The sequence below is a fragment of the Streptomyces sp. DSM 15324 genome (assembly GCF_001514285.1).
Taxonomy (GTDB): Bacteria; Actinomycetota; Actinomycetes; order Streptomycetales; family Streptomycetaceae; genus Streptomyces.
Map to the genome: position 1 here is coordinate 86,741 of NZ_KQ949034.1, position 21,104 is coordinate 107,844.

The 21,104-nt window shown below is 72.7% G+C and carries 23 protein-coding genes; 11 read left to right on the top strand and 12 right to left on the bottom strand.

Annotated features, from left to right (window positions below; translation table 11 throughout):
* Positions 1 to 60: 60 nt before the first annotated feature.
* A complete protein-coding gene (gene dacB / locus AQJ58_RS31795; protein ID WP_067256428.1) occupies positions 61 to 1,719 on the bottom strand; it encodes a D-alanyl-D-alanine carboxypeptidase/D-alanyl-D-alanine endopeptidase in 1,659 nt (552 codons plus the stop codon).
* Between the two features lie 79 nt (positions 1,720 to 1,798).
* Between dacB and AQJ58_RS31800 the strand changes: the two genes are divergently transcribed.
* Together AQJ58_RS31800 and AQJ58_RS31805 are read left to right on the top strand one after the other, a co-directional pair.
* Positions 1,799 to 2,290 (top strand): inorganic diphosphatase, encoded by a 492-nt coding sequence (locus AQJ58_RS31800; RefSeq protein WP_055637912.1) that lies wholly within the window; start codon positions 1,799 to 1,801, stop codon positions 2,288 to 2,290.
* A 125-nt stretch (positions 2,291 to 2,415) separates the two neighbouring features.
* The gene (locus AQJ58_RS31805; protein WP_067256429.1) at positions 2,416 to 4,005 is read left to right on the top strand and encodes a threonine/serine exporter family protein; all 1,590 of its coding nucleotides are present in this window, start codon (positions 2,416 to 2,418) and stop codon (positions 4,003 to 4,005) included.
* Here AQJ58_RS31805 and AQJ58_RS31810 read toward each other — a convergent pair.
* A complete protein-coding gene (locus tag AQJ58_RS31810) occupies positions 4,002 to 4,847 on the bottom strand; it encodes a DedA family protein (RefSeq protein WP_067256431.1) in 846 nt (281 codons plus the stop codon). The two genes, AQJ58_RS31805 and AQJ58_RS31810, sit on opposite strands and share 4 nt — an antisense overlap.
* A gap of 138 nt (positions 4,848 to 4,985) precedes the next feature.
* Here AQJ58_RS31810 and AQJ58_RS31815 point away from each other — a divergent pair, with 138 nt between their 5' ends.
* Positions 4,986 to 5,351 (top strand): YbjQ family protein, encoded by a 366-nt coding sequence (locus AQJ58_RS31815; protein WP_067256433.1) that lies wholly within the window; start codon positions 4,986 to 4,988, stop codon positions 5,349 to 5,351.
* Between the two features lie 20 nt (positions 5,352 to 5,371).
* Here AQJ58_RS31815 and AQJ58_RS31820 read toward each other — a convergent pair whose 3' ends face one another.
* Entirely contained in the window at positions 5,372 to 6,130 is a 759-nt protein-coding gene (locus AQJ58_RS31820) for a MerR family transcriptional regulator (protein ID WP_067256732.1), read from the bottom strand.
* 253 nt (positions 6,131 to 6,383) lie between these two features.
* On the opposite strand from AQJ58_RS31820, the gene AQJ58_RS31825 reads away from it, so the two are divergent.
* On the top strand, positions 6,384 to 7,784 hold the full coding sequence (locus AQJ58_RS31825) for a glutamate decarboxylase (protein ID WP_067256435.1): 1,401 nt from the start codon (positions 6,384 to 6,386) through the stop codon (positions 7,782 to 7,784).
* A gap of 141 nt (positions 7,785 to 7,925) precedes the next feature.
* Here the strand turns inward: AQJ58_RS31825 and AQJ58_RS31830 are convergent, their stop codons facing one another.
* Together AQJ58_RS31830 and AQJ58_RS31835 are read right to left on the bottom strand one after the other, a co-directional pair.
* On the bottom strand, positions 7,926 to 9,386 hold the full coding sequence (locus tag AQJ58_RS31830; protein ID WP_067256437.1) for an aldehyde dehydrogenase family protein: 1,461 nt from the start codon (positions 9,384 to 9,386) through the stop codon (positions 7,926 to 7,928).
* Between the two features lie 132 nt (positions 9,387 to 9,518).
* A complete protein-coding gene (locus AQJ58_RS31835; protein WP_067256734.1) occupies positions 9,519 to 10,343 on the bottom strand; it encodes a helix-turn-helix domain-containing protein in 825 nt (274 codons plus the stop codon).
* A 375-nt stretch (positions 10,344 to 10,718) separates the two neighbouring features.
* Here AQJ58_RS31835 and AQJ58_RS31840 point away from each other — a divergent pair, with 375 nt between their 5' ends.
* A complete protein-coding gene (locus AQJ58_RS31840; protein WP_067256439.1) occupies positions 10,719 to 11,198 on the top strand; it encodes an ATP-binding protein in 480 nt (159 codons plus the stop codon).
* Between the two features lie 88 nt (positions 11,199 to 11,286).
* On the opposite strand, the gene AQJ58_RS31845 is transcribed toward AQJ58_RS31840, so the two are convergent.
* From AQJ58_RS31845 to rpmG, 5 genes are all read right to left on the bottom strand, one after another.
* Complete coding sequence (locus AQJ58_RS31845) at positions 11,287 to 11,505, bottom strand: DUF397 domain-containing protein (protein WP_067256736.1); 219 nt, start codon at positions 11,503 to 11,505, stop codon at positions 11,287 to 11,289.
* Positions 11,506 to 12,102: 597 nt separating this feature from the next.
* On the bottom strand, positions 12,103 to 12,336 hold the full coding sequence (rpsR, locus tag AQJ58_RS31850) for a 30S ribosomal protein S18 (RefSeq protein WP_067256441.1): 234 nt from the start codon (positions 12,334 to 12,336) through the stop codon (positions 12,103 to 12,105).
* A gap of 4 nt (positions 12,337 to 12,340) precedes the next feature.
* Positions 12,341 to 13,531 (bottom strand): GTP-binding protein, encoded by a 1,191-nt coding sequence (locus AQJ58_RS31855; RefSeq protein WP_067256444.1) that lies wholly within the window; start codon positions 13,529 to 13,531, stop codon positions 12,341 to 12,343.
* Entirely contained in the window at positions 13,528 to 13,791 is a 264-nt protein-coding gene (locus tag AQJ58_RS31860; RefSeq protein WP_067256446.1) for a type B 50S ribosomal protein L31, read from the bottom strand. The genes AQJ58_RS31855 and AQJ58_RS31860 overlap by 4 nt, the downstream gene beginning before the upstream one ends.
* A gap of 2 nt (positions 13,792 to 13,793) precedes the next feature.
* Positions 13,794 to 13,958 (bottom strand): 50S ribosomal protein L33, encoded by a 165-nt coding sequence (gene rpmG / locus AQJ58_RS31865; RefSeq protein ID WP_037717627.1) that lies wholly within the window; start codon positions 13,956 to 13,958, stop codon positions 13,794 to 13,796.
* 62 nt (positions 13,959 to 14,020) lie between these two features.
* Between rpmG and rpmB the strand changes: the two genes are divergently transcribed.
* The 4 genes from rpmB (at position 14,021) to AQJ58_RS31885 (ending at position 15,907) form a co-directional block, all read left to right on the top strand.
* Positions 14,021 to 14,257: a 50S ribosomal protein L28 gene (gene rpmB / locus AQJ58_RS31870; RefSeq protein WP_067256448.1), complete on the top strand. Its 237-nt coding sequence runs from the start codon at positions 14,021 to 14,023 to the stop codon at positions 14,255 to 14,257.
* 16 nt (positions 14,258 to 14,273) lie between these two features.
* Complete coding sequence (rpsN, locus tag AQJ58_RS31875) at positions 14,274 to 14,579, top strand: 30S ribosomal protein S14 (protein WP_067256450.1); 306 nt, start codon at positions 14,274 to 14,276, stop codon at positions 14,577 to 14,579.
* A 131-nt stretch (positions 14,580 to 14,710) separates the two neighbouring features.
* Positions 14,711 to 15,241, top strand: coding sequence for a hypothetical protein (locus AQJ58_RS31880; RefSeq protein WP_067256451.1), 531 nt, complete (start codon positions 14,711 to 14,713; stop codon positions 15,239 to 15,241).
* A gap of 120 nt (positions 15,242 to 15,361) precedes the next feature.
* Positions 15,362 to 15,907, top strand: coding sequence for a DUF4232 domain-containing protein (locus AQJ58_RS31885; RefSeq protein ID WP_067256453.1), 546 nt, complete (start codon positions 15,362 to 15,364; stop codon positions 15,905 to 15,907).
* 6 nt (positions 15,908 to 15,913) lie between these two features.
* Here AQJ58_RS31885 and AQJ58_RS31890 read toward each other — a convergent pair whose 3' ends face one another.
* A complete protein-coding gene (locus tag AQJ58_RS31890) occupies positions 15,914 to 17,023 on the bottom strand; it encodes a DUF2786 domain-containing protein (protein WP_067256455.1) in 1,110 nt (369 codons plus the stop codon).
* Between the two features lie 370 nt (positions 17,024 to 17,393).
* Between AQJ58_RS31890 and AQJ58_RS31895 the strand changes: the two genes are divergently transcribed.
* Together AQJ58_RS31895 and AQJ58_RS31900 are read left to right on the top strand one after the other, a co-directional pair.
* A complete protein-coding gene (locus AQJ58_RS31895; protein ID WP_067256457.1) occupies positions 17,394 to 18,128 on the top strand; it encodes a Clp protease N-terminal domain-containing protein in 735 nt (244 codons plus the stop codon).
* A gap of 67 nt (positions 18,129 to 18,195) precedes the next feature.
* Positions 18,196 to 19,926: a bifunctional 3'-5' exonuclease/DNA polymerase gene (locus AQJ58_RS31900; protein WP_067256459.1), complete on the top strand. Its 1,731-nt coding sequence runs from the start codon at positions 18,196 to 18,198 to the stop codon at positions 19,924 to 19,926.
* Here the strand turns inward: AQJ58_RS31900 and AQJ58_RS31905 are convergent.
* Positions 19,927 to 21,104: tetratricopeptide repeat protein (locus AQJ58_RS31905; RefSeq protein ID WP_159056354.1), on the bottom strand; the 1,178-nt coding region annotated here is incomplete at its 5' end.

The window sequence follows — 21,104 nt, forward strand, 5'->3', positions numbered from 1 at the left end:
GGTCCCGGTTGGGGCAGGCCGCGAGGGGTGGATCAGGGATACGTCAGGGTCGCCCGTCCCTCACCGGCAGCCGCAGCCCGCCAGGGCCGTCGCGGCCTTGTCGAGGGCGGTCTGGGCCGCCGTCGGGTCGGTGGTGCCGGAGGCGAGCAGGGCGAAGGCGAGGAGGCGGCCGTCCTGGTCGACGACCGTGCCGGCGAGGGTGTTCACGCCGCTCAGGGTGCCGGTCTTGGCCCGTACGACACCGGCGGCGCCGTCGGCGTAGCGGGTGGCGAGGGTGCCGGTGAAGCCGGCGACGGGCAGTCCGGTGAGGACGGGGCGCAGGCCGGGCAGGCCGGGGTCGCCGGCTTTGGCGAGCAGGGCGGTGAGCAGGTCGGCGGTGAGGCGGTCCGCCCGGTCGAGCCCGCTGCCGTCCTTGAAGACGGCGCCGGTCACGGGCAGGCCGAGCTTGTCGAGCCGGTCCCGGACGGCGCGGCCGCCGCCGGCGAAGTCGGCGCGGACGCCGGTGGCGACGGCGGTCTGGCGGGCGAGGGCCTCGGCGATGTCGTTGTCGCTGTTGGTGAGCATGCGTTCGATCACCGTGGACAGCGGGGGCGAGGAGACGGTGGCGAGCGTCTGCGCGCGCGTGGTGGCCTTGGAGGGGCCGGGGGACGAGGACGTGATCCCGGCGGCCGCCAGGTACGCGGCGAACTTGCCGGCGGCGTCGGCCGCCGGGTCGCTCACCCGCTTCACGGGTCCGCTGGTGGAGTCGTCGATGCGGCCCTCGTCGGCGCTCAGCGCGGTGACGGGCGCGAGGTTGGGGTTGACCCCGATGGGGTGAATCCGCGCGCCGGCGAAGAGGGTCGTGTCGTACGAGAGGGTCACCTGGGTGATGCCGCGTGCCTTGAGGGCCTTGGCGGTGGCCGTGGCGAGGGTGCGCAGGCCGGCCCAGCCCTGGGCGTCCGGGCGGGCGGTGAGGGTGGGGTCGCCGCCGCCGACCAGGACGAGTTCCCTGGTGTCGGGTTCGAGGGCGGTGCGGGTGGTGAGGCGGTGGTCGGGGCCCATCGCGGAGAGCGCGGCGACGGCGGTGGCGATCTTGGTGGTGGAGGCGGGGGTGAGCGCCGTGCCCGCCCCGGAGCCGTACAGGCGCCTGCCGGTGGCCACGTCGACGACGGCGGCGGTGTGCCGGGCGCCGAGGGCCGGGTCGGCGAGCAGGCGATCCAGGACGGCCTTGAGGCCGGTGGTGGTGGGCAGGGTGTCCGGGGCGGACTTCACACGGCCGGCGGCGCCGCCGAGGCCGGTGAGCACGGTGGCGGCGCTGGGGGCGGGCCGGGGCGCCCCGGCCACGGAGGACGTACCGGACGAATCGGCCTGACGGCCGTGATCTGCGCCACCCGTGTGCCCCAGGGCGACGGCCCGGTCCCGCTCGGCCGTACGCTGACCGGTGCCGTCCCAGGGGCCGGCGGCGGTCACCACGCCCGCGGCCAGCGCCAGACCGGCGGTCGCCGCACCCGCGGTGAACCGCCAGGAACCGGCGTGCGGACCGGCCTTCGTGATCCGCGCGAAGGGGGGACCGGCCAGCCGCGTCAGCCGGGCGACCTGCGGTGCGGCGGCCCCCGCGACGCGCGCGAGGGAGGGCCGTACGATCCCTGCGGCACGTGCCAGACGCGGTCGTACGGCGTCCGCGATCCGCACCACATGCGGTCTCGCGGCTCGCCAAGGCCTCAGCTCTGGCACGACCACCAGCCCCTTTCGCGATCACCCACCTGCGTGAGGGACACTTAACCACCAGAACTATGTGCTGATCATGGAGGAGCCACCGGTGGAGTTCGACGTCACGATCGAGATCCCGAAGGGTTCGCGCAACAAGTACGAGGTGGACCACGAGACGGGTCGGATCCGCCTGGACCGTCGACTCTTCACCTCGACCGCCTACCCGACCGACTACGGCTTCGTCGAGAACACCCTCGGCGAGGACGGCGACCCGCTGGACGCGCTCGTCATCCTGGACGAGCCCACCTTCCCGGGCTGTCTGATCCGCTGCCGCGCGATCGGCATGTTCCGGATGACGGACGAGGCCGGCGGCGACGACAAGCTGCTGTGCGTCCCGGCGACGGACCCGCGCGTGGAGCACCTGCGCGACATCCACCACGTGTCGGAGTTCGACCGCCTGGAGATCCAGCACTTCTTCGAGGTCTACAAGGACCTGGAGCCCGGCAAGTCCGTCGAGGGCGCCGACTGGGTCGGCCGTACCGACGCGGAGGCCGAGATCGAGCGGTCGTACAAGCGCTTCAAGGACCAGGGCGGTCACTGACCCGGCTTGATCCACCCAGCGTCGAGGGGCCGTACGCGTACGCGTGCGGCCCCATTCGTGTGCCGTACGCCTGCTGGTGACCATACTGAGGCAGACGGAAGGCGTTGTTCAGGGAGCGTTTCTCAGTGACGGATGCGGAGGACCGCAAGCCGCAGTCGGACGAGGCGAGAGGGTCCTACGACCCCGAGGTGACCTCGGAGTTCGCCCTGCCGCAGGGGGTGGAGGTGCCGCCCGCCCCGGAGGCGGAGGGCTCGGCGTTCAGCCGGCCGAGCACGTACCGGGCGCGCGGTGCGCCGCCCGCGTTCACGCCCCCCGGCGGGATGCCGGTGGTGAGTCTCACCAAGGACGTGCCCTGGCAGGACCGGATGCGCACGATGCTGCGGATGCCGGTGGCGGAGCGGCCCGCGCCGGAGCCGGTCGGCAGGACGGAGGAGGGCGGTCCGGCCGTCCCGCGCGTGCTCGACCTGACGTTGCGCATCGGGGAGCTGCTGCTCGCGGGCGGGGAGGGCGCGGAGGACGTGGAGGCCGCGATGTTCGCGGTGTGCCGCTCCTACGGCCTGGACCGCTGCGAGCCGACCGTCACCTTCACGCTGCTGTCGATCTCGTACCAGCCCTCGCTGGTGGAGGATCCGGTCACGGCGTCCCGGACGGTGCGCCGCCGGGGCACCGACTACACCCGGCTGGCGGCCGTGTTCCGGCTCGTGGACGATCTGAGCGACCCGGAGACCCATGTCACCCTGGAGGAGGCCTACCGGCGGCTCGCGGCGATACGGCGCAACCGGCACCCGTATCCGACCTGGGTGCTGACCGGGGCGAGCGGGCTGCTCGCGGGGGCGGCGTCGGTGCTGGTCGGCGGTGACGCCGTGGTGTTCGTGGCGGCCCTGGTGGGCGCGATGCTGGGCGACCGGCTGGCGTGGCTGAGCGCGGGGCGCGGGCTGCCGGAGTTCTACCAGTTCCTGGTCGCCGCGATGCCGTCGGTCGCGATGGGCATCGTACTGACGCTGACGCACGTCGACGTGAAGGCGTCCGCGGTCATCACGGGCGGCCTGTTCGCGCTGCTGCCGGGGCGGGCCCTGGTGGCGGGCGTCCAGGACGGGCTGACCGGCTTCTACATCACCGCGGCGGCCCGCCTGCTGGAGGTCATGTACCTGTTCGTGGGGATCGTGGTCGGGGTGCTGGTGATGCTCTACGTGGGCGTCCAGCTCGGCGCCCGGCTCAACCCGGACGCCGTCCTGGGCGGCAGCGACCGGCCGCTGTGGCAGATCGGCTCCTCGATGCTGCTGTCGCTCACCTTCGCCGTCCTGCTCCAGCAGGAACGATCCACCGTGCCGGCCGTCACCCTGAACGGGGGTGTGGCCTGGTCCGTGTACGGCGCCCTGCACACCGGCGGGATCTCGCCCGTGGCCGCGACGGCCGTCGCGGCGGGCGTGGTCGGCCTGTTCGGGCAGCTCCTCGCGCGGTACCGGTTCGCCTCGGCGCTGCCGTACACCACCGCGGCGATCGGGCCCTTGCTGCCGGGGTCGGCCGTCTACTTCGGGCTGCTGGCCATCGCGCAGAACGAGGTGAACACGGGGCTCGCCTCCCTGACCAAGGCGGCGGCGCTGGCCATGGCGATCGCCATCGGGGTGAACCTGGGGGCGGAGGTGTCGCGGCTGTTCCTGCGGATCGGCTCCGCGGAGAAACGCCGGGCCGCCAAGCGGACGCGGGGGTTCTAGTAGCCCTGGTTCTGGTTGTGCGGGTACTGCTGCTGGTACGGCTGCTGCCCGCCGCCGTAGTAGTCGCCGCCGTACGGCTGCTGCTGCTGGGCGTAGTAGTCGTTCTGCTGGGGCGGCTGGGGCTCGATGCGACGGAGCTGGGTCGTCGCGTCGTCCATGACCGGGTACGGGGGCTGCTGGGGCTGCTGCTGGGGCTGAGTCTGCTGCTGGGGCGGGTTCTTCTTGGCCTGGGAGCGGGCCCTCAGGAACTCGATGACGATCGGGACCACCGAGAGGAGGACGATCAGGATGAGCATCGCCTCGACGTTCCTCTTGACGAACTCGATGTTGCCGAGCCAGGAGCCGAGGAGGGTCACGCCCGCGCCCCACAGGACGCCGCCGATGATGTTGAAGATCAGGAACGAGCGGTACTTCATACCGCTGACACCGGCGATGATCGGCGTGAACGTCCGCACGATGGGCACGAAGCGGGCCAGGATCAGGGACTTCGGGCCGTGCTTCTCGAAGAACTCGTGCGCCTTGGTGACGTTCTCCTGCTTGAACAGGCGGGAGTCGGGGCGCCTGAAGAGGGACGGGCCCACCTTCTTGCCGAACATGTAGCCCGCCTGGTCGCCCAGGATCGCGGCGGCGCAGATCAGCGCGATGGCGCCCCACAGGGGGAAGTCGAGCTGGTCGGAGGTGATCAGCAGGCCGGCCGTGAACAGCAGCGAGTCACCCGGCAGGAAGAACCCGATGAGCAGGCCGGACTCCGCGAAGACGATGAGCAGCAGACCCCAGATGCCGAACGTGTCGAGCAGGTAGTCGGGGTCCAGCCAGCTCGGTCCGAGGGCAAGGGTCGTCACGGTTCCGGGCTCCTGAGGGGTGAGGGCGGTCGGTGCGGCGGCGGGACCGCCCCAAACTATCAACGCGGCGCCACAGGACCAGGTTCCCAGGGCTTGCCCCAGGATGCACTGTGCCCCTCCTCGGTCGAAGCTGTGCACATGGGCATCGATGATTTCGGCGGCGGCCAGGGGCCGGAGCCGGACGTACTGGTCGTCACCACCAACGATGTGCCCGGTTTCCGGGTGCAGGAGGTCCTCGGCGAGGTCTTCGGGCTGACCGTGCGCTCCCGGCACATCGGCAGCCAGATCGGCGCAGGCCTGAAGTCCATGATCGGCGGTGAGCTCAAGGGGCTGACCAAGACGCTGGTGCAGACCCGCAACCAGGCGATGGACCGGCTCGTCGAGCAGGCACGCGCGCGGGGAGCCAACGCCGTGCTGATGTTCCGCTTCGACGTGACCGAGGCGGCGGACGTGGGCACCGAGGTGTGCGCGTACGGGACCGCGGTGGTCCTGGCCCGGGACTGAGGCCCCGGGCCGGGCGGGCGTCAGCCCCGGCGGTCCGCGTTCGCCCGGATGGCCGCCTCCAGATGCTCGGCGAGGCCGGGCCGCACGGAGTCGTAGAACGCCTTGAAGCGCTCGTCGGAGACGTACATCTCCCCCAGGCCGCGGTGCATCTCGTACGGGCAGTCGAAGTACCAGGTGCCGATGTGGCGCCGGTGCTCCTCGGCCAGGTCCATGGCCGCCTCCCCGGTGGGCGGTTCCCCGGCGGCCATCAGGGCGGCGTACCGCTCGTTCCAGGCGTCGACCTCGGCCTGGATGCGTTTCCAGTCCTCCTTGGTGTAGCGGGCGGCGCGGCGCTGCGACTCGGCGTAGGTCTCGGTGCCGCCCCAGCGCGCCTCCGCCTCCTCGGCGTACTGCTCGGGGTCCTTGTCGCCGAAGACCTCGAACTTCTCCTCGGGTGTGAGGTCGATGCCCATCGTGCGTGCCTCCATGGCGTGTTCGACGGCCGCCGCCATCTTCTGGAGCTTCTCGATCCGGGCGGTCAGCAGGGCGTGCTGCCGGCGCAGATGCGCCCGCGGGTCCGCGGCCGGGTCGTCGAGCAGGGCGGCGACCTCTTCGAGCGGGAAGCCGAGCTCTCGGTAGAACAGGATCTGCTGGAGCCGGTCGAGGTCGGTGTCGTCGTAGCGCCGGTGGCCCGCGTGGCTGCGGCCGCCGGGCACGAGCAGGCCGATCTCGTCGTAGTGGTGCAGGGTGCGCACCGTGATGCCGGCGAATCCGGCCACCTGTCCCACGGAGTAGCTCACGTCCTCCGCTCCTTCCGTGTGCGTCCGTTCGGGTTCCACGGTGGGCCCTCACGTCGGGTGAGGTGCAAGCCCGGGGCGCGGGGCCGGGCCGGCGTCCCGTCACAGGCTGTCACCCGCCCGGATGTCGTGCCCGTTTCGTCCGCTTATGGTGGGCCCGTGGGCCCGGGCCGCCGAGTGCCCGTCCGGGCGCCGCCCTCCGGTGCGGACGGAACTCCGGTCCGCCGCCACCCGTTCGCCCTTTCAGGAGGCCCCCATGGCGTTGCACAAAGGTCCCGAGAAGCCCGACGAGCGCCCGCTGTCCCTGAACCCGTTCTACGGCGAGGCCAACCCGGTCAGCGGCATGACCGAGGCACCGCCCAAGCACCGGCTGCCCGACAACCCGCTGGCGCCGATGGCCGCCTACGAGCTGGTGCACGACGAGCTGATGCTGGACGGCAACTCCCGGCTCAACCTGGCGACCTTCGTCACCACCTGGATGGAGCCGCAGGCCGGGGTGCTGATGGCGGAGTGCCGCGACAAGAACATGATCGACAAGGACGAGTACCCGCGCACCGCCGAGCTGGAGCGGCGCTGTGTGGCGATGCTCGCCGACCTGTGGAACGCGCCGGACCCGTCCACGGCCGTGGGCTGTTCGACAACCGGGTCCAGCGAGGCGTGCATGCTGGCCGGGATGGCGCTCAAGCGCCGCTGGAGCAAGCGCCATCCCGATTCCCGGGCCCGGCCCAACCTGGTGATGGGCGTCAACGTCCAGGTCTGCTGGGAGAAGTTCTGCAACTACTGGGAGGTCGAGCCCCGGCTGATCCCCATGGAGGGCGAGCGCTACCACCTGGACCCGCAGGCCGCAGCCGACCGGTGCGACGAGAACACCATCGGGGTCGTCGGCATCCTGGGCTCCACCTTCGACGGGTCGTACGAGCCGATCGCCGAGCTGTGCGCGGCCCTGGACGCCCTCCAGGAGCGCACCGGCCTCGACGTCCCGGTCCATGTGGACGGCGCGTCCGGCGCGATGATCGCCCCCTTCCTCGACGAGGACCTGGTCTGGGACTTCCGCCTCCCGCGGGTGGCGTCGATCAACACCTCCGGACACAAGTACGGGCTGGTCTACCCCGGCGTCGGCTGGGCGCTGTGGCGCGACAAGGAGGCGCTGCCCGAGGAACTGGTGTTCCGGGTCAACTACCTGGGCGGCGACATGCCGACGTTCGCGCTGAACTTCTCCCGGCCCGGCGCCCAGGTGGTCGCCCAGTACTACACGCTGGTCCGGCTGGGCCGGGCGGGCTTCAGGACGGTGCAGCAGACCACCCGGGACGTGGCCCGCGGCATCGCCGACAGGGTGGAGGCCCTCGGTGACTTCCGGCTGCTCACCCGGGGCGACGAGCTGCCCGTCTTCGCCTTCACGACGGCGCCGGACGTCACCTCGTTCGACGTGTTCGACGTGTCGAGGCGGATGCGGGAGAGCGGCTGGCTGCTCCCGGCGTACACCTTCCCGCCCCACCGGGAGGACCTGTCCGTGCTGCGGGTGGTGTGCCGCAACGGCTTCTCCGAGGACCTCGCGGACCTGTTCGTGGACGACCTCACCCGGCTCCTGCCGGAACTGCGCCGCCAGTCGGGCCCGCTGGAACGGGACAAGAACGCGGCAGCCGGCTTCCACCATTAGAGCAGGGTCACGGCCTCGGCGCGGGGCGGGCCGCCGGCCGGGGAGGGGGCCGGCTCGTGCTCGCACGGCGCCGCATGAGAAGACGGATCGCCGACATGGGGCCCGGGCTATCGGCCCGGGGCCCGTGGGCCGGCACTCGGCTCAGAAGGGGAAGCGGCTGCGGCCGTGCTGCACCGAGATCCACTTGGTGGTGGTGAAGGACTCCAGGGTCGTCTCGCCGTTCAGGCGTCCGACGCCGGAGTGCTTCTCGCCGCCGAAGGGCACGATCGGCTCGTCGTGGATGGTGCCGTCGTTCACGTGGAACATGCCGCTGTCGACCTGCTTGGCGAAGGCGACGCCCCGCTCCGTGCTGCCGGTGTGAACCGCGCCGCTGAGGCCGTACGGGGTGTCGTTGACCAGGCGCAGCGCCTCCTCCTCGCCGTCGAAGGGGACGAGGAAGGCGACGGGGCCGAAGACCTCCTGCCGGAGCAGGGCGGAGTCGGCGGGCAGCCCGGTCAGGACGGACGGCCGGACGAGGTTGCCCTCGGCCGTGCCGTGCAGCAGGGCCGTCGCGCCCTCGGCGAGCGCCTGCTGGACGACCGAGGTGAGCGACTCCGCCTGCTGGGAGTTGATCACCGGGCCGATGACGGTCTCCGGGTCGCGGGGGTCGCCGACCTTGAGACCGCGCACCTTGGCGACGAACTTCTCGGTGAACTCGTCGGCGAGCGAACGGTCGACCAGGACGCGGTTGGCGGCCATGCAGACCTGGCCCTGGTGGACGTAACGGCTGAAGACGGCCGCGTCGACGGCGTAGTCGACGTCCGCGTCGTCGAGGACCACGATCGCGCTGTTGCCGCCCAGTTCGAGGACGGAGCGCTTGAAGTGCGAGGCGCAGACGGTGGCCACGTGGCGGCCGACCTTGTCGGAGCCGGTGAAGGAGATCACCCGCGGGACCGGGTGCTCCAGGAACGCGTCGCCGATCTCCGCGACGTCGGTGACGACGACGTTCAGCAGACCGGCGGGGAGCCCGGCGTCCTCGAACAGCTTGGCGACCAGGGTGCCGCCGGCGATCGGGGTGTTCTGGTGCGGCTTGAGCACCACGGCGTTGCCGACCGCCAGGGCCGGGGCGACCGACTTCACGGACAGCAGGAACGGGAAGTTGAAGGGGCTGATCACGCCCACGACGCCGACCGGCACCCGGTAGAGGCGGTTCTCCTTGCCGTCGACCGGCGACGGGATGATCCTGCCCTCGGGGCGCAGCACCAGAGTGACCGATTCCCGCAGGAACTCCTTGACGAGGTGGAGTTCGAAGGCGGCCTTCAGCCGGGTGCCGCCCAGCTCGGCGATGATGACGTCGGCGATCTCCTGCTCGCGCTCCTCGACCAGGCGCAGCGCCTTCTCGAATATCGCGCGGCGGGCGTAGGCGTTGGTCTCGGCCCACTCCTTCTGGGCGCGGGCGGCGGCGCGGTAGGCCTCGTCGATCTCGTCGACGGTGGCGATGGTGATCGAGGCGAGCTTCTCGCCGTCGTAGGGGTTGAAGTCGATGATGTCCCAGGACCCCGTCCCCGGACGCCACTTACCGTCGATGTACTGCTGCGCCAGGTCCGTGAAGTAGGACGACATGTGATCCCTCAATCCCCTGCTGTGATCGACGTCACGATCTGATCACGCGTCATCGTACGTGTGTTTCAAGGGGGTTGGGTCCTTCCCCGAATTCCCGGGGGGAAACCCTCGGGAACCGGCCAGGCGAGCCGCCTACGACAGCTGGATCAGGCCACGCAGCAGGTCCCGGCTCTCGTCGGGTCCGGGGCTGTCCTGCTGGAGCTCCTTCAGCGCGTGCTCGTACTGGGCGACGTCCTCGTGCTTGTCGAGGTAGAGGGCGCTGGTGAGCTGCTCCAGGTAGACGACCTCCTTCAGGTCGGACTCCGGGAAGCCGAGGATGGTGAAGGAGCCGGACTCGCCGGAGTGCCCGCCGAAGCTGAACGGCATGATCTGGAGCCGTACGTTGGGCCGCTCGGAGATCTCGATCAGGTGCTGGAGCTGGCCACGCATCACCTCGCGGTCGCCGTAGGGCCGGCGCAGGGCGGCCTCGTCGAGGACGATGTGCAGGTCGGGCGCGTTCTCGGCGACGAGGTACTTCTGCCGTTCCAGGCGCAGCGCCACGCGCCGGTCGATGTCGGCGGCGCTCGCGCCCCTCATTCCCCGGGACACGACGGCGTGGGCGTAGGCCTCGGTCTGGAGCAGACCGTGCACGAACTGCACCTCGTAGACGCGGATCAGCGAGGCCGCGCCCTCCAGGCCGACGTAGGTGGGGAACCAGTTGGGCAGGACGTCCGAGTAACTGTGCCACCAGCCGGCCACATTGGCCTCGCGGGCGAGTCCGACGAGAGCCTGGCGCTCCATGTCGTCCGTGATGCCGTACAGCGTCAACAGGTCCTCGACGTCGCGGGTCTTGAAGCTCACCCGGCCCAGTTCCATCCGGCTGATCTTCGATTCCGACGCCCGGATGTGGTAACCCGCCGCTTCCCGCGTGATGCCGCGCGCCTCACGCAGTCGCCGTAGTTGCGAGCCGAGCAGCATCCGCCGCACCACCGATCCGGGCTCTCCCGCGCTCACGTTCGCCAGCCTCCCCTACGGTCCTCTGCGCCCGCAGTCTGCCACTAAAACACTTCGAGCAGTACTCGTCCGATTACAGAGATGGAAAGAAGCCAAAGGATACGCACAGAGCTACGCAAGGGAGGGGTGAGGAAAAAGCACGGGAACGGGCCCCGGACGACGAGAAGATGGCGGAAAAAATGGCCAAGAAGCGGTACGGGCGGGTCCATTTCGGTCACGTGCACGTGCATCTGCCCTTGCATCCGCCGTGCGCATCCGAAAACATGGTCCCGCGCCACCGCTGCATCGCAACGACCGCGAATCCGGGGAGTGCCTCGCATGGGGACGAATGGATCGACCATGCTCGAGCCGTTACGGCAGGGCCTTCCGCCGCTTGATCCCGCGGCCGTGTCCAACGCCGCGTCCTGCGCACTGCCCGCCCGCTTCGAAGCGGTGCGCGAGGCCCGCCAGTTCACCAGGAGGACCCTGGGCCAGTGGGACGTGGGCGACCGCTTCGACGACGTCTGTCTGGTCGTCTCCGAGCTGGTGACCAACGCGCTGCGGCACGGGCTGCCCGAGGCCGCCCCGCTGCCGGCCGATCGGGGCCCGTCGGTGCGGCTGCATCTGCTGCGGTGGACCGAGCGGCTGGTGTGCGCGGTGCGCGATCCCAGTCACGACAGCCCGCTGCCCCAGGAGGGCGAGGACTTCTCGGCGGAGTCGGGCCGGGGGCTGTTCCTCGTCGACTCCTTCGCCGACGGCTGGGGCTGGCACCCGTTGTCGGGCGGCCTCGGCGGCAAGGTGGTCTGGGCGCTGTTCCGGCTGCACACGCCCACTCGGTGACGGACCCGCGGCGCTCTTCGGCGCCGCGGTTCTACGCGCGTTGCTCCCGCTGGACGCGGTCCGGCCCCGCGGCGTGAGCGGCGGGGCGTCAGCTCGCGACGAGGTGGTCGAACTCGCCGTCCTTGATGCCCAGCAGCATCGCCTCGATCTCGGCGCGCGTGTAGACGAGCGCGGGGCCGTCCGGGAAGCGCGAGTTGCGCACGGCCACGTCCCCGCCGGGCAGTCGCGCGAACTCCACGCAGGACCCCTGCGAGTTGCTGTGCCGGCTCTTCTGCCAGGCAACCCCGTACAGCTGTGTGGCCGTCATGCCGTTGTACACGTCGTGCCCCCCGTCAACGTGGTGGTCCACAGGTCGCTCCCTGGTGGTGCACTGGCTCGTGTGGCCATTGGTGCGGTGGTCAACTGTCCCGGATCATAACCCCGTTCATGTGCAGTTGCATGAGCAGATGCACGTGCACGAGGGGTGGTGGCACGGTTACAGCTTTGACGCCTGCTTTACCCGGGCCGGAAAGTAGTCCGGATCGAACCACTCGTGCACTAGGGACAGACGCTCGCCGCGCCCGTCCTGTTCCCTCGACCCCCCTGACCAGCACCGTTTTCCCCGTTTCGGGCGGTCCCGGAAGGCGGACGCGAGCACTCCGGTCCATCCGGTGGACGCACCTCCGGACGTGGGGGTTCCGCGGGTCCCGCCCGGAGGATCCGGAAATGGCCCCTGCCCCGTGCACAGGGGCGGGGAAAGCACTCGCCCCTGTGCACGACCCTCACGGTCGTGCACAGGGGCGAATCCGGTCGGACGGGAGAACCCCCGCGCCTCGGCCGGACGTCCGAGGCGCGGGAGGGGCGATGTCCGGCCGGTCTGGACGGGTCGACCGGTTTCCCTCGGACGATGACGAGCGTCTCGGGCTCAGCGGCTGCCGTACGGCAACAGGGCCATCTCGCGGGCGTTCTTGATCGCGCGGGCCAGCAGTCGCTGCTGCTGGGCGGAGACCCGGGTGACCCGCCGGCCGCGGATCTTGCCGCGGTCGGACAGGAACGCCCGCAGCAGGTCGGTGTCCTTGTAGTCGATGGAGACGACACCCGCCCGGTCCAGGGGGTTGGGGCGGGGCTTCGCGGGCTTGCGGTCGGCCTTGCGGGGCACGGGGTCAGACCTCCAGGAGGGTGTCGAAGGCGGGCGGCAGCCGCTTCCAGGCGTCGCGGCCGCCGGCGTACTCGGCGTCGGTGAGCAGACAGGTCTCCAGCAGCCGTTCGAGCCCGTCTCGGTCGAGGCCGGGGGACGTGAAGACCAGGTGCTGACAGCAGTCGCCGTGCTCGGGGTGCCAGTCCAGCGCGGCGGCGGCCCGGCGCACCGGCGGCACCAGGTCCCAGGCCGCGTCCGGGAGCGCGGCGAGCCACGGGCCCGCCGGCTCCACACACAGGGCGCCGCCCGCCGCGTCCCAGTGCAGCAGCACGTCGGGCCTGTCGGCGAGCCAGAACCGGCCCCGGCTGCGGGCGGCGGCGCACGTCAGGTCCTCCAGCGCCGCGTACAGCCGCTCCGGGTGGAACGGGCGGTCGCGGTGCCACACGAGGGTGGCGACCCCGTGCGCGTCGGCCTCGGCGGGGAGCAGCGCGCAGGCGGGGTGCTGTGCGGCGGCGGCCGCCTCGACGTCGAAACCGGCGAGGGCGGCCGCCGCCAGGGCGGACGGGAGGGAAGAAGTGCCGGATGCATATGCACGTGCGGATGCATCCGCCGCCCGGTCGGACTCCCGCGGAACGGGGATCCGGCGGGCGGTCGGGTGCAGCTGGGCGAGCAGCTCCCGGTCCTCGTCGTCGGCCTCCGGGGAGTCGACGACGGCCAGCACGGGGGCGTACTCCAGCTGCCGGGCGAAGGTGTCGGCGACGGTCCGCCGGTCGGTGGCGGCCGCGGCGAGGCCCACGTCGGCGAGGTCGTCGCCGTTGCCGAGGTACGGCAGCAGCAGCGCCGGGTCGACGGCGGTGATCACCTGGGTGACGGTGAGGCCGCCGGCCGCCACCACCTCGGTCATGGCCTTGGGCTCGACGGAGTCCCACAGCTCGACGATCGCGAGCCGGGTGCCGCCGTCGTCCTCCAGCCGGCGCAGTTCGGGGACCAGGTCCTCGCGCAGCGCGCAGCAGGCGCAGTCGTCGATCAGGGGCGTCTCGCCGGCGGAGCGGACTCCGCGGGCGTCGCGGACGGTCCGTACGACCGTGCCGGCGGCGGCCGTCGCCAGGTCGTGGTGGAGGACGACGCCGTCCGGCACCTCGGCGAGCAGGCGGGCCACCGTCGCCCGGCGGGCGTCGGCGTGCAGCCCGCCGACGACCACGACGGACAGGCTCACGAACCGCCCCGCTTCCCGTACCGGCGCTCGAAGCGCTCGACGCGGCCGGCGGTGTCCAGGACGCGGGCGGTGCCGGTGTAGAAGGGGTGGCTGACGTCCGAGATCTCGACGTCGACGACCGGGTAGGTGCGGCCGTCCTCCCACTCGATCGTCCGCTCGCCGGCGGTGGCCGCCAGGGTGGACCGGGTGAGGAAGGCGTAGTCCGCGGCACGGTCCCGGAAGACGACCGGGCCGTAGGGCGGGTGGATCGACGCGCGCATGGTCAGCGCTCCTCTCGGAAGTCGACGTGGCGGCCGGCGACCGGGTCGTACTTCCTGAGGGTCATACGGTCCGGGTCGTTGCGGCGGTTCTTGCGGGTGACGTACGTGAAGCCGGTCCCCGCCGTGGACCGGAGCTTGACGACCGGGCGGAGTTCGTTGCGTGCCATGCTGGTATCTTACTGAAAATGACATCCATTAGCGATAGCTGGCAGAGAGAGGTGCGTCACCCATGTCCGCGCACTGCATGCTGACCGGGGCGCAGCCCGGGTTCGGCAACCGGATCTCGCACTCCCACCGGCGGACGTCCCGCCGTTTCGACCCCAACGTCCAGTCCAAGCGGTACTGGCTGCCCAGCGAGGGGCGCCGGGTACGGCTGCGGCTGAGCGCGCGCGGCATCAAGACGGTCGACGCGATCGGCGTCGAGGCGGCGGTGGCGCGGATCCGCGCCCGTGGCATCCGGGTCTGAAGGAGCTGAGGGTCCGATGGCGAAGAAGAGCAAGATCGCGAAGAACGAGCAGCGGCGGGAGACCGTGGCCCGGTACGCCGCACGGCGGGCCGAGCTGAAGGAGATCCTGCGGCGGCCCTCCGCGACGGAGGCCGAACGGCTGGCCGCCCGGCGGGAACTCGGCCGCCAGCCGAGGGACGCGAGCGCCACGCGCGTACGCAACCGGGACCAGGTGGACGGGCGTCCGCGCGGTTACTTCCGGGCGTTCGGACTGTCCCGGCTGGGCCTGCGGGAGCAGGCGCACGCCGGGTGTCTGCCGGGGGTGCGCAAGGCTTCCTGGTAGGGCCGGCGCGGCGGCGCCACAGGCGGGTGCCGGGCGGTCACCGGCCGTCCCCGGGGTTTCGGGCGGGGCTGCTGGTAGCTTGCTGCGGTCCTTCCCCTCCGGCCCGGCCGGCGACAGCTTGGGAGCTTGCAGTGACTTCGGCGATCTACGCGCGCGGCGCGTCCCGTCGGCCGGTTCGGGCCGTGGCGGCCGTGGCGGCACTGGCGGGCGCGCTCGCGCTCACCGGGTGCGGCGGCGGGTCCGACGACGACGGCTCCTCGGCGATCCCGTCGGCGGCCCCCGCCACGGCGACCGCCGACACCGGCGGGGCCACCGGCACCTCGGGCGGCGCCACGGCCTCCGCGTCGAACGGCCTGGAGGGCAACTGGCTGGCCACGGCGGACGGCGAGTCCGTCGCGCTGATCGTCACCGGGAAGCAGGCCGCCCTGTTCGCCACCGGCGGGACCGTGTGCAGCGGGACCGCCGTCGCGTCGGCCGGGATGCAGATGATCTACCTCAAGTGCCCCACCGGCTCCAAGGACCGGACGACCGGCATGGTCGACTCGGTCGACGGCGACACCCTGAAGGTGACCTGGTCGGGCGCGGCGGGCAAGGAGACGTTCACCAAGGCCGAGGACGGCAAACTGCCCCCGGGGCTGCCGACGGCCGGGGCCGGTTCCTGAGCGAGCGGTCGGCGCGCACGGCACCCGGGGAGTGCGGGCCCGGGTGGGGGCGCGCGGCGAGGTGCCGCGCGCGTACGTGATGATCCTTCCAGCACCGCCACACACCTCAGGGGACCTCTCATGCGCGCCGTTCCGATCACCCTCACCGCCCTCACCGCGGCCCTGCTGCTCACCGCCTGTTCCGGCGGCGACGACAGCGGCTCGGACGACAGCGGGAGCAAGGCCTCCGCGTCCGCCGGCGCGGCCGCCGGTTCCGCCTGCACCTTCGACGGCCTGGGCCGGGAGGTCGGCCCGGTCGACGCCGCCCCGGCCGCCGGGGACACCGGCAACGTCACCGTCACCCTCACCAACAAGGGCGCCGAGTGCACCCTGGACGGCTTCCCCGCCGTCGGTCTCTCCGCCGGCGGCGACCCGACGAGCGTGCCGCAGGACCCGGCCGCCCAGAAGCAGAAGGTGACCGTCCCGGAACAGGGCACGGTCACCTTCACGATCACCTACGTCCGCGGCGAGAGCGGCGACAAGAGCCTCGCCGTGAAGACGGCGAAGTTCAGCCTGCCGGGCTCCGACAGGACCGAGAGCTTCCCGTGGTCCTACGGCGACGTCTCGCTGAAGACCGCGGGCGCGCCGGACGCCTCGGTGGGCGCCTTCACGCAGGCCGGCGACTGACCCGCCTCACGGCAGCCGCGGCCGGGCGGCGACCTGCGCCCGGTCGGCGGCCTCGGCCCCCTCGGTCCAGCCCGCCTCGTCGGTGACGCCGCGCAGCCTCGTGGTGACCGTCTCGGGGAACATGCGGTCGGTGGCGGCCGTGACGGCGACCTCCCGGGTGGCGAGGACCGGGAGCAGGTCCTCGCCCGCGGCGTTCTCGGTGGCGGCCGCGACCTCGGCGAGCCGCGTCCCGACCCGATGGGCGTACGCGGCGAGGAAGGACTGCCGGAAGGTCTTGGTCCGCCTGCGTCCGCCGGCCCGCTGCGCGGCCTCCGCCTTCACCATCGCCGACTGCGCCTGCACCAGCAGCGAGCTGTGGAGCAGCTCCACCGCCACCAGATCGGCCTCGAAGCCGACGACCGTGGAGAAGCAGAAAGGTTCGTTCCAGACGGCCCGGCAGTGGTTGGCGGACGCGACCGCGTCCAGCAGCATCGCCTTGGCCTGCTCGTACGGCGGCTCGACCCCGATCCGGCAGGCGGCGGGCGCGTCCGGGTCGGGGGCCGCCGCGTCGAGCAGCGCCTCGTCGACACTGTGCCGGGCCATCAGCTCCTGCGCCTTCGCGGTGAGCGCCTCCGCCTCCTCCGGATAGCCGGTGGCCTCCGCCTTGGCGAGCAGCGCGCGGATCCGGGTGAGCATGCGGGAGTCGGAGCGCCGGCCGGGTGCCGGCCGGGGCTCCTGGAGGGGTTCCAGGGACGGCAGGCGCAGCAGGAGCCGGTAGAGCTCCAGGACCGTGGTGGCGTACGAGAAGCGGTCGGCGCGGGCCGGGGCCTCGGCGGGCAGCTCGGTGAGCTGGGCGGTCCAGCGGGGGCCGCGCGCCTTGTCGTCCGGTGCCTGCGCGCGGATCAGCGCGGCCAGCACGCGCACGTGGACGTCCTCCAGCTCCCGCCGCACGAACCGTACGAGATCGGCGGGCTGCCAGCCGCGCTGCCAGGCGCCCGCCACGAACTCCCGGCCGCGCCGGTCGAGTTCGGCGTCGGCGGAGGGGTCGGCGGCGAGGAGGGAGGCGCCGGTGTCGAGGGCGGTGTCCACGGCGTCGTAGAGGGCGGTCCGGAAGGCGGTGTCGACGGTGCTGCTCACCGGTCGATCGTGTCACGCGCGCGGGGAGGGTGGATACGGAGGACGGATGCGGGGGCGGATACGGAGGGCGGGCGCGGAGGACGGACTCGGAGAGGCGGGCGCGGAGGGGCGGGCTCGCAGGGGCGGGCGCGGAGGGGCGGGCTCGCAGGGGCGGGCTCGCAGGGGCGGGCTCGCAGGGGGGCTCAGAGGGGCAGACACGGAGGGGCGGGCGCGGAGGAGGGACGCCGGGGCGGGTGCGGAGAACGGGCGCGGAGGGGCGGACACGGGGGGCGGGTGCGGACGACGGGCGCGGACGACGAGGGCGGAGGACGGGGGCCGTTGCTGACAACCCGCGGTTGACACCTCGGGGGTGTCAACTTACGGTTGACGCATGACGACGAACCCCACCATCACGTCATCCGTACGGCTCGACGACCTCATCGCGGCCATCAAGAAGGTTCATCCCGAACCGCTCGACCAGCTCCAGGACGCGGTGATCGCCGCCGATCACCTCGGCGAGGTGGCCGACCATCTGATCGGGCACTTCGTCGACCAGGCGCGGCGCTCGGGCGCCTCCTGGACGGACATCGGCCGGAGCATGGGGGTCACCCGGCAGGCCGCGCAGAAACGCTTCGTGCCCAAGGAGTCGGCCGACCTCGACCCCAACCAGGGTTTCAGCCGCTTCACCCCCCGGGCCCGCAACGTCGTGGTGGCCGCCCACAACGAGGCCGTCGCCGCCCGCACCACCGAGGGCCGCCCGGAGCACCTGGTGCTCGGCCTGCTGGCCGAACCGGAGGGACTGGCCGCCAAGGCGATCACCGCGCAGGGGGTCCTCCTGGACACCGTGCGCCAGACCGCCGGCGCCGCGCTGCCGCCGGCCGCCGAGGAGGTCCCGGAGCTCATCCCCTACGGCTCCGACGCCAAGAAGGTCCTGGAGCTCACCTTCCGCGAGGCACTCCGCCTCGGCCACAACTACGTCGGCACCGAGCACATCCTGCTGGCCCTGCTGGAGTTCGAGAACGGCACGGGCGTCCTGTCCGACCTGGGCATCGGCAAGCCCGCCGTCGAAGGATGGATCACCCAGGCCCTGGCCCAGCTCACGGTGGGCCTGCCCGAGCAGGACTGAGGACCGGCCGGCGGGCGGCACGGGCGGCACGGGGCCGATTGTCAGAGCCTGCTGCGACACTCGCCGTATGACCGAGCGGTGGGCCCTCGCCCCGGCCGAGGACGGTGGCGCGGAGCTCGCCCCCCTCGGCCCGGACGGGCTGCCCGCCGGGCCGGTGCTGCGGGAGGCGGATCTCGCCCGGGCCGTCCGCGAGCGGCCCGGCGTCACCCGCTGGGTCTGGCGTTCCACGGCCGAGGTCTACCCGCGCCTGCTCGCCACAGGGGTGCGAGTCGAGCGGTGCTACGACGTGGAGGACGCCGAGACCCTCCTCCTCGGCCACGAGGGACGGTACGGCGAACCCCGCTCGGCCGCCGCCGCCCTCGCACGGCTGCGCGGCGGCCCCGTACCGCCGGACCCGCCGCAGCGCTCCGCCGCACCCGGCGCCCAGGCCCAGCCCTCGCTGTTCGAGCCCCGGTCGGTCCAGGCCGCCGCCCTGCCGCTGACCGACCTCGCCGAGGTCTACGCCGAACAGCAGCGGCGGCACGCGCGCGCGGAGCACCCCGACCGGATGCGGCTGCTGACGGCGGCCGAGTCGGCGGGGATGCTGGTGGCCGCCGAGATGAACCGCGCGGGTCTGCCGTGGAGCGCCGAGGTGCACCGCGCGGTGCTCCACGACCTGCTCGGCGAGCGCTACGCGGGCGGCGGCGAGCCCCGTCGGCTGGCCGAGCTGGCCGACGAGGTGTCCACCGCGTTCGGCCGACGGGTCCGCCCCGATCTGCCCGCCGATGTGATCAAGGCGTTCGGGCAGGCCGGGATCCGGGTGAGGTCGACCCGCCGCTGGGAGTTGCAGTCCCTCGACCATCCGGCGGTGAAACCGCTCATCGAGTACAAGAAGCTGTACCGCATCTGGGTCGCCCACGGCTGGTCCTGGCTGCACGACTGGGTCCGCGAGGGCCGCTTCCGCCCCGAGTTCCTGGCGCACGGCACGGTCACCGGCCGCTGGGTCACCAACGGCGGGGGCGCTCTCCAGATCCCCAAGGTCATCCGGCGTGCCGTGGTCGCCGACCCCGGCTGGCGGCTGGTCGTCGCCGACGCCGACCAGATGGAACCCAGGGTCCTCGCGGCGATCTCCCGCGACCCCGGCCTGATGGAGGTCGCCGGCCAGGAGAGCGACCTCTACCAGTCCGTCTCCGACCGCGCCTTCTCCGGCGACCGCGACCAGGCGAAACTCGCCGTGCTCGGCGCGGTCTACGGCCAGACCTCCGGCGACGGCCTGAAACACCTCGCCGCGCTCCGCCGCCGCTTCCCGCGCGCGGTGGCCTACGTCGACGAGGCGGCCAAGGCCGGCGAGGAGGGCCGGCTCGTGCGGACCTGGCTGGGCCGGACCTGCCCACCGGCGGCCGGCGCGGGCGACACGGGCGACACGGGCACGGACGAGGCCGGCATCCCGGTCGAGCCCGTCCCCCCGGCCGAGGGCGCGGAACCGCAGGAGGGCCGGCCCTGGGTGCCGGGGTACGCCTCCTCCGACGCACGCGCGCGTGGCCGCTTCGCCCGCAACTTCGTCGTCCAGGGCAGTGCCGCCGACTGGGCGCTGCTGATGCTCGCCGCGCTGCGCCGGACCTGCGCGGACATGGCGGCCGAGCTGGTCTTCTTCCAGCACGACGAGGTGATCGTGCACTGTCCCGAGGAGGAGGCGGCGGCGGTCGTCGCCGCGATCCGGGAGGCGGCCGGCCTCGCGGGGCGGCTGACGTTCGGCGAGACGCCGGTGCGGTTCCCGTTCACCACGGCGGTGGTGGAGTGCTATGCCGACGCGAAGTGATCACCCCGGCCGGCCGAGCAGCCCCTCGATCTCGGCCACGACGGCGGTCTCGTCCGTTGCGTCCAGCGCCTCCAGGGCCGCCCGCCACAGGGCGCGCGCCTCGTCGGTGCGGCCCTGCTCGTACAGCAGCAGACCCTGCTGGTGCCGGGCGAGGCCGCCGGTGTAGCGGTCGGCGCGGGCGTCGGCGCGGCGCAGGAGTTCGGCGCACTCCCCCGCGGCGGGTCCGGGCCGGCCCAGCAGGCGCAGCGTGCGGACCAGCCCCAGCCGGGTCTGTGACTCGCCGTGCCAGTCGCTGTGGCCGCCGAGGATGCGCAGGCTCTCCTCGAAGTGCGGCAGGGCGGCGGCCGGTTCACCGAGGGAGAGATGCGCGTAGCCGATGTTGCAGTGCGCCGAGTGCCGCACGATCACGGCGCCGATCCGGTGCCCGAGGGCCAGTGAGAGGCGGTGCTGCTCGATGGCGGCGCGCGGGTCGGTGTGCTCGTACAGGTTGCCGAGGTGGCTGAGGGTGACGGCCTCGCCGTGCGGGTCGTTCAGCCGGCGCGAGTACCCGAGGCTCTCGCGCAGGGCGTCGCCGGACTCCTCGTAACGGCCGAGGCTCTCCAGCAGCAGCCCCCGGTTGTTGAGGCACCGTCGGATCCAGGAGAGCCGGCCGAGCCGCCGCCAGATGGTCAGGGCACGGCCGTTGAGGGCGAGCGCGTCCTGGAGCCGGCCGGTCAGGAAGTGCAGACCGGCGAGGTCACCGAGGGCGTACGCCTCCGCCGTCGCGTCCCCGAGCCGCCGGGCCGTGCCCAGCGCGACCCGCCCGAGCACCTCCATCTCGGCGACCCGCCCCCGGCGCTGGAGGCAGGGGAGGAGGAGCCGCAGGAGGGTGGAGACGAGCGCGGCGTCGTCCTCTGCGGCACCGCCCTCGGCCGAGGCAGGCCCGACCAGGGCGACGATGTTCGCCAGCTCCGCGTCGACCCACACGAAGGCCTCCCGGGGCCCCGGAAAGGCCGGTACGCCCCGCACGTACGCCGCGTGGGCCACCGCCGGCTGGGCGGAGGTGGGACGCCGCCGGTCGTCCTGGTCGATCCCGGATTCCATCACGGCGACGAGCGCCCGCTCGGCTACGGCGGCGTACCAGTGGAGGGCGGTGGTGCGGGGGGTGGGCGTGGGGGGAGGGGTCGGTGCGGGGGTGA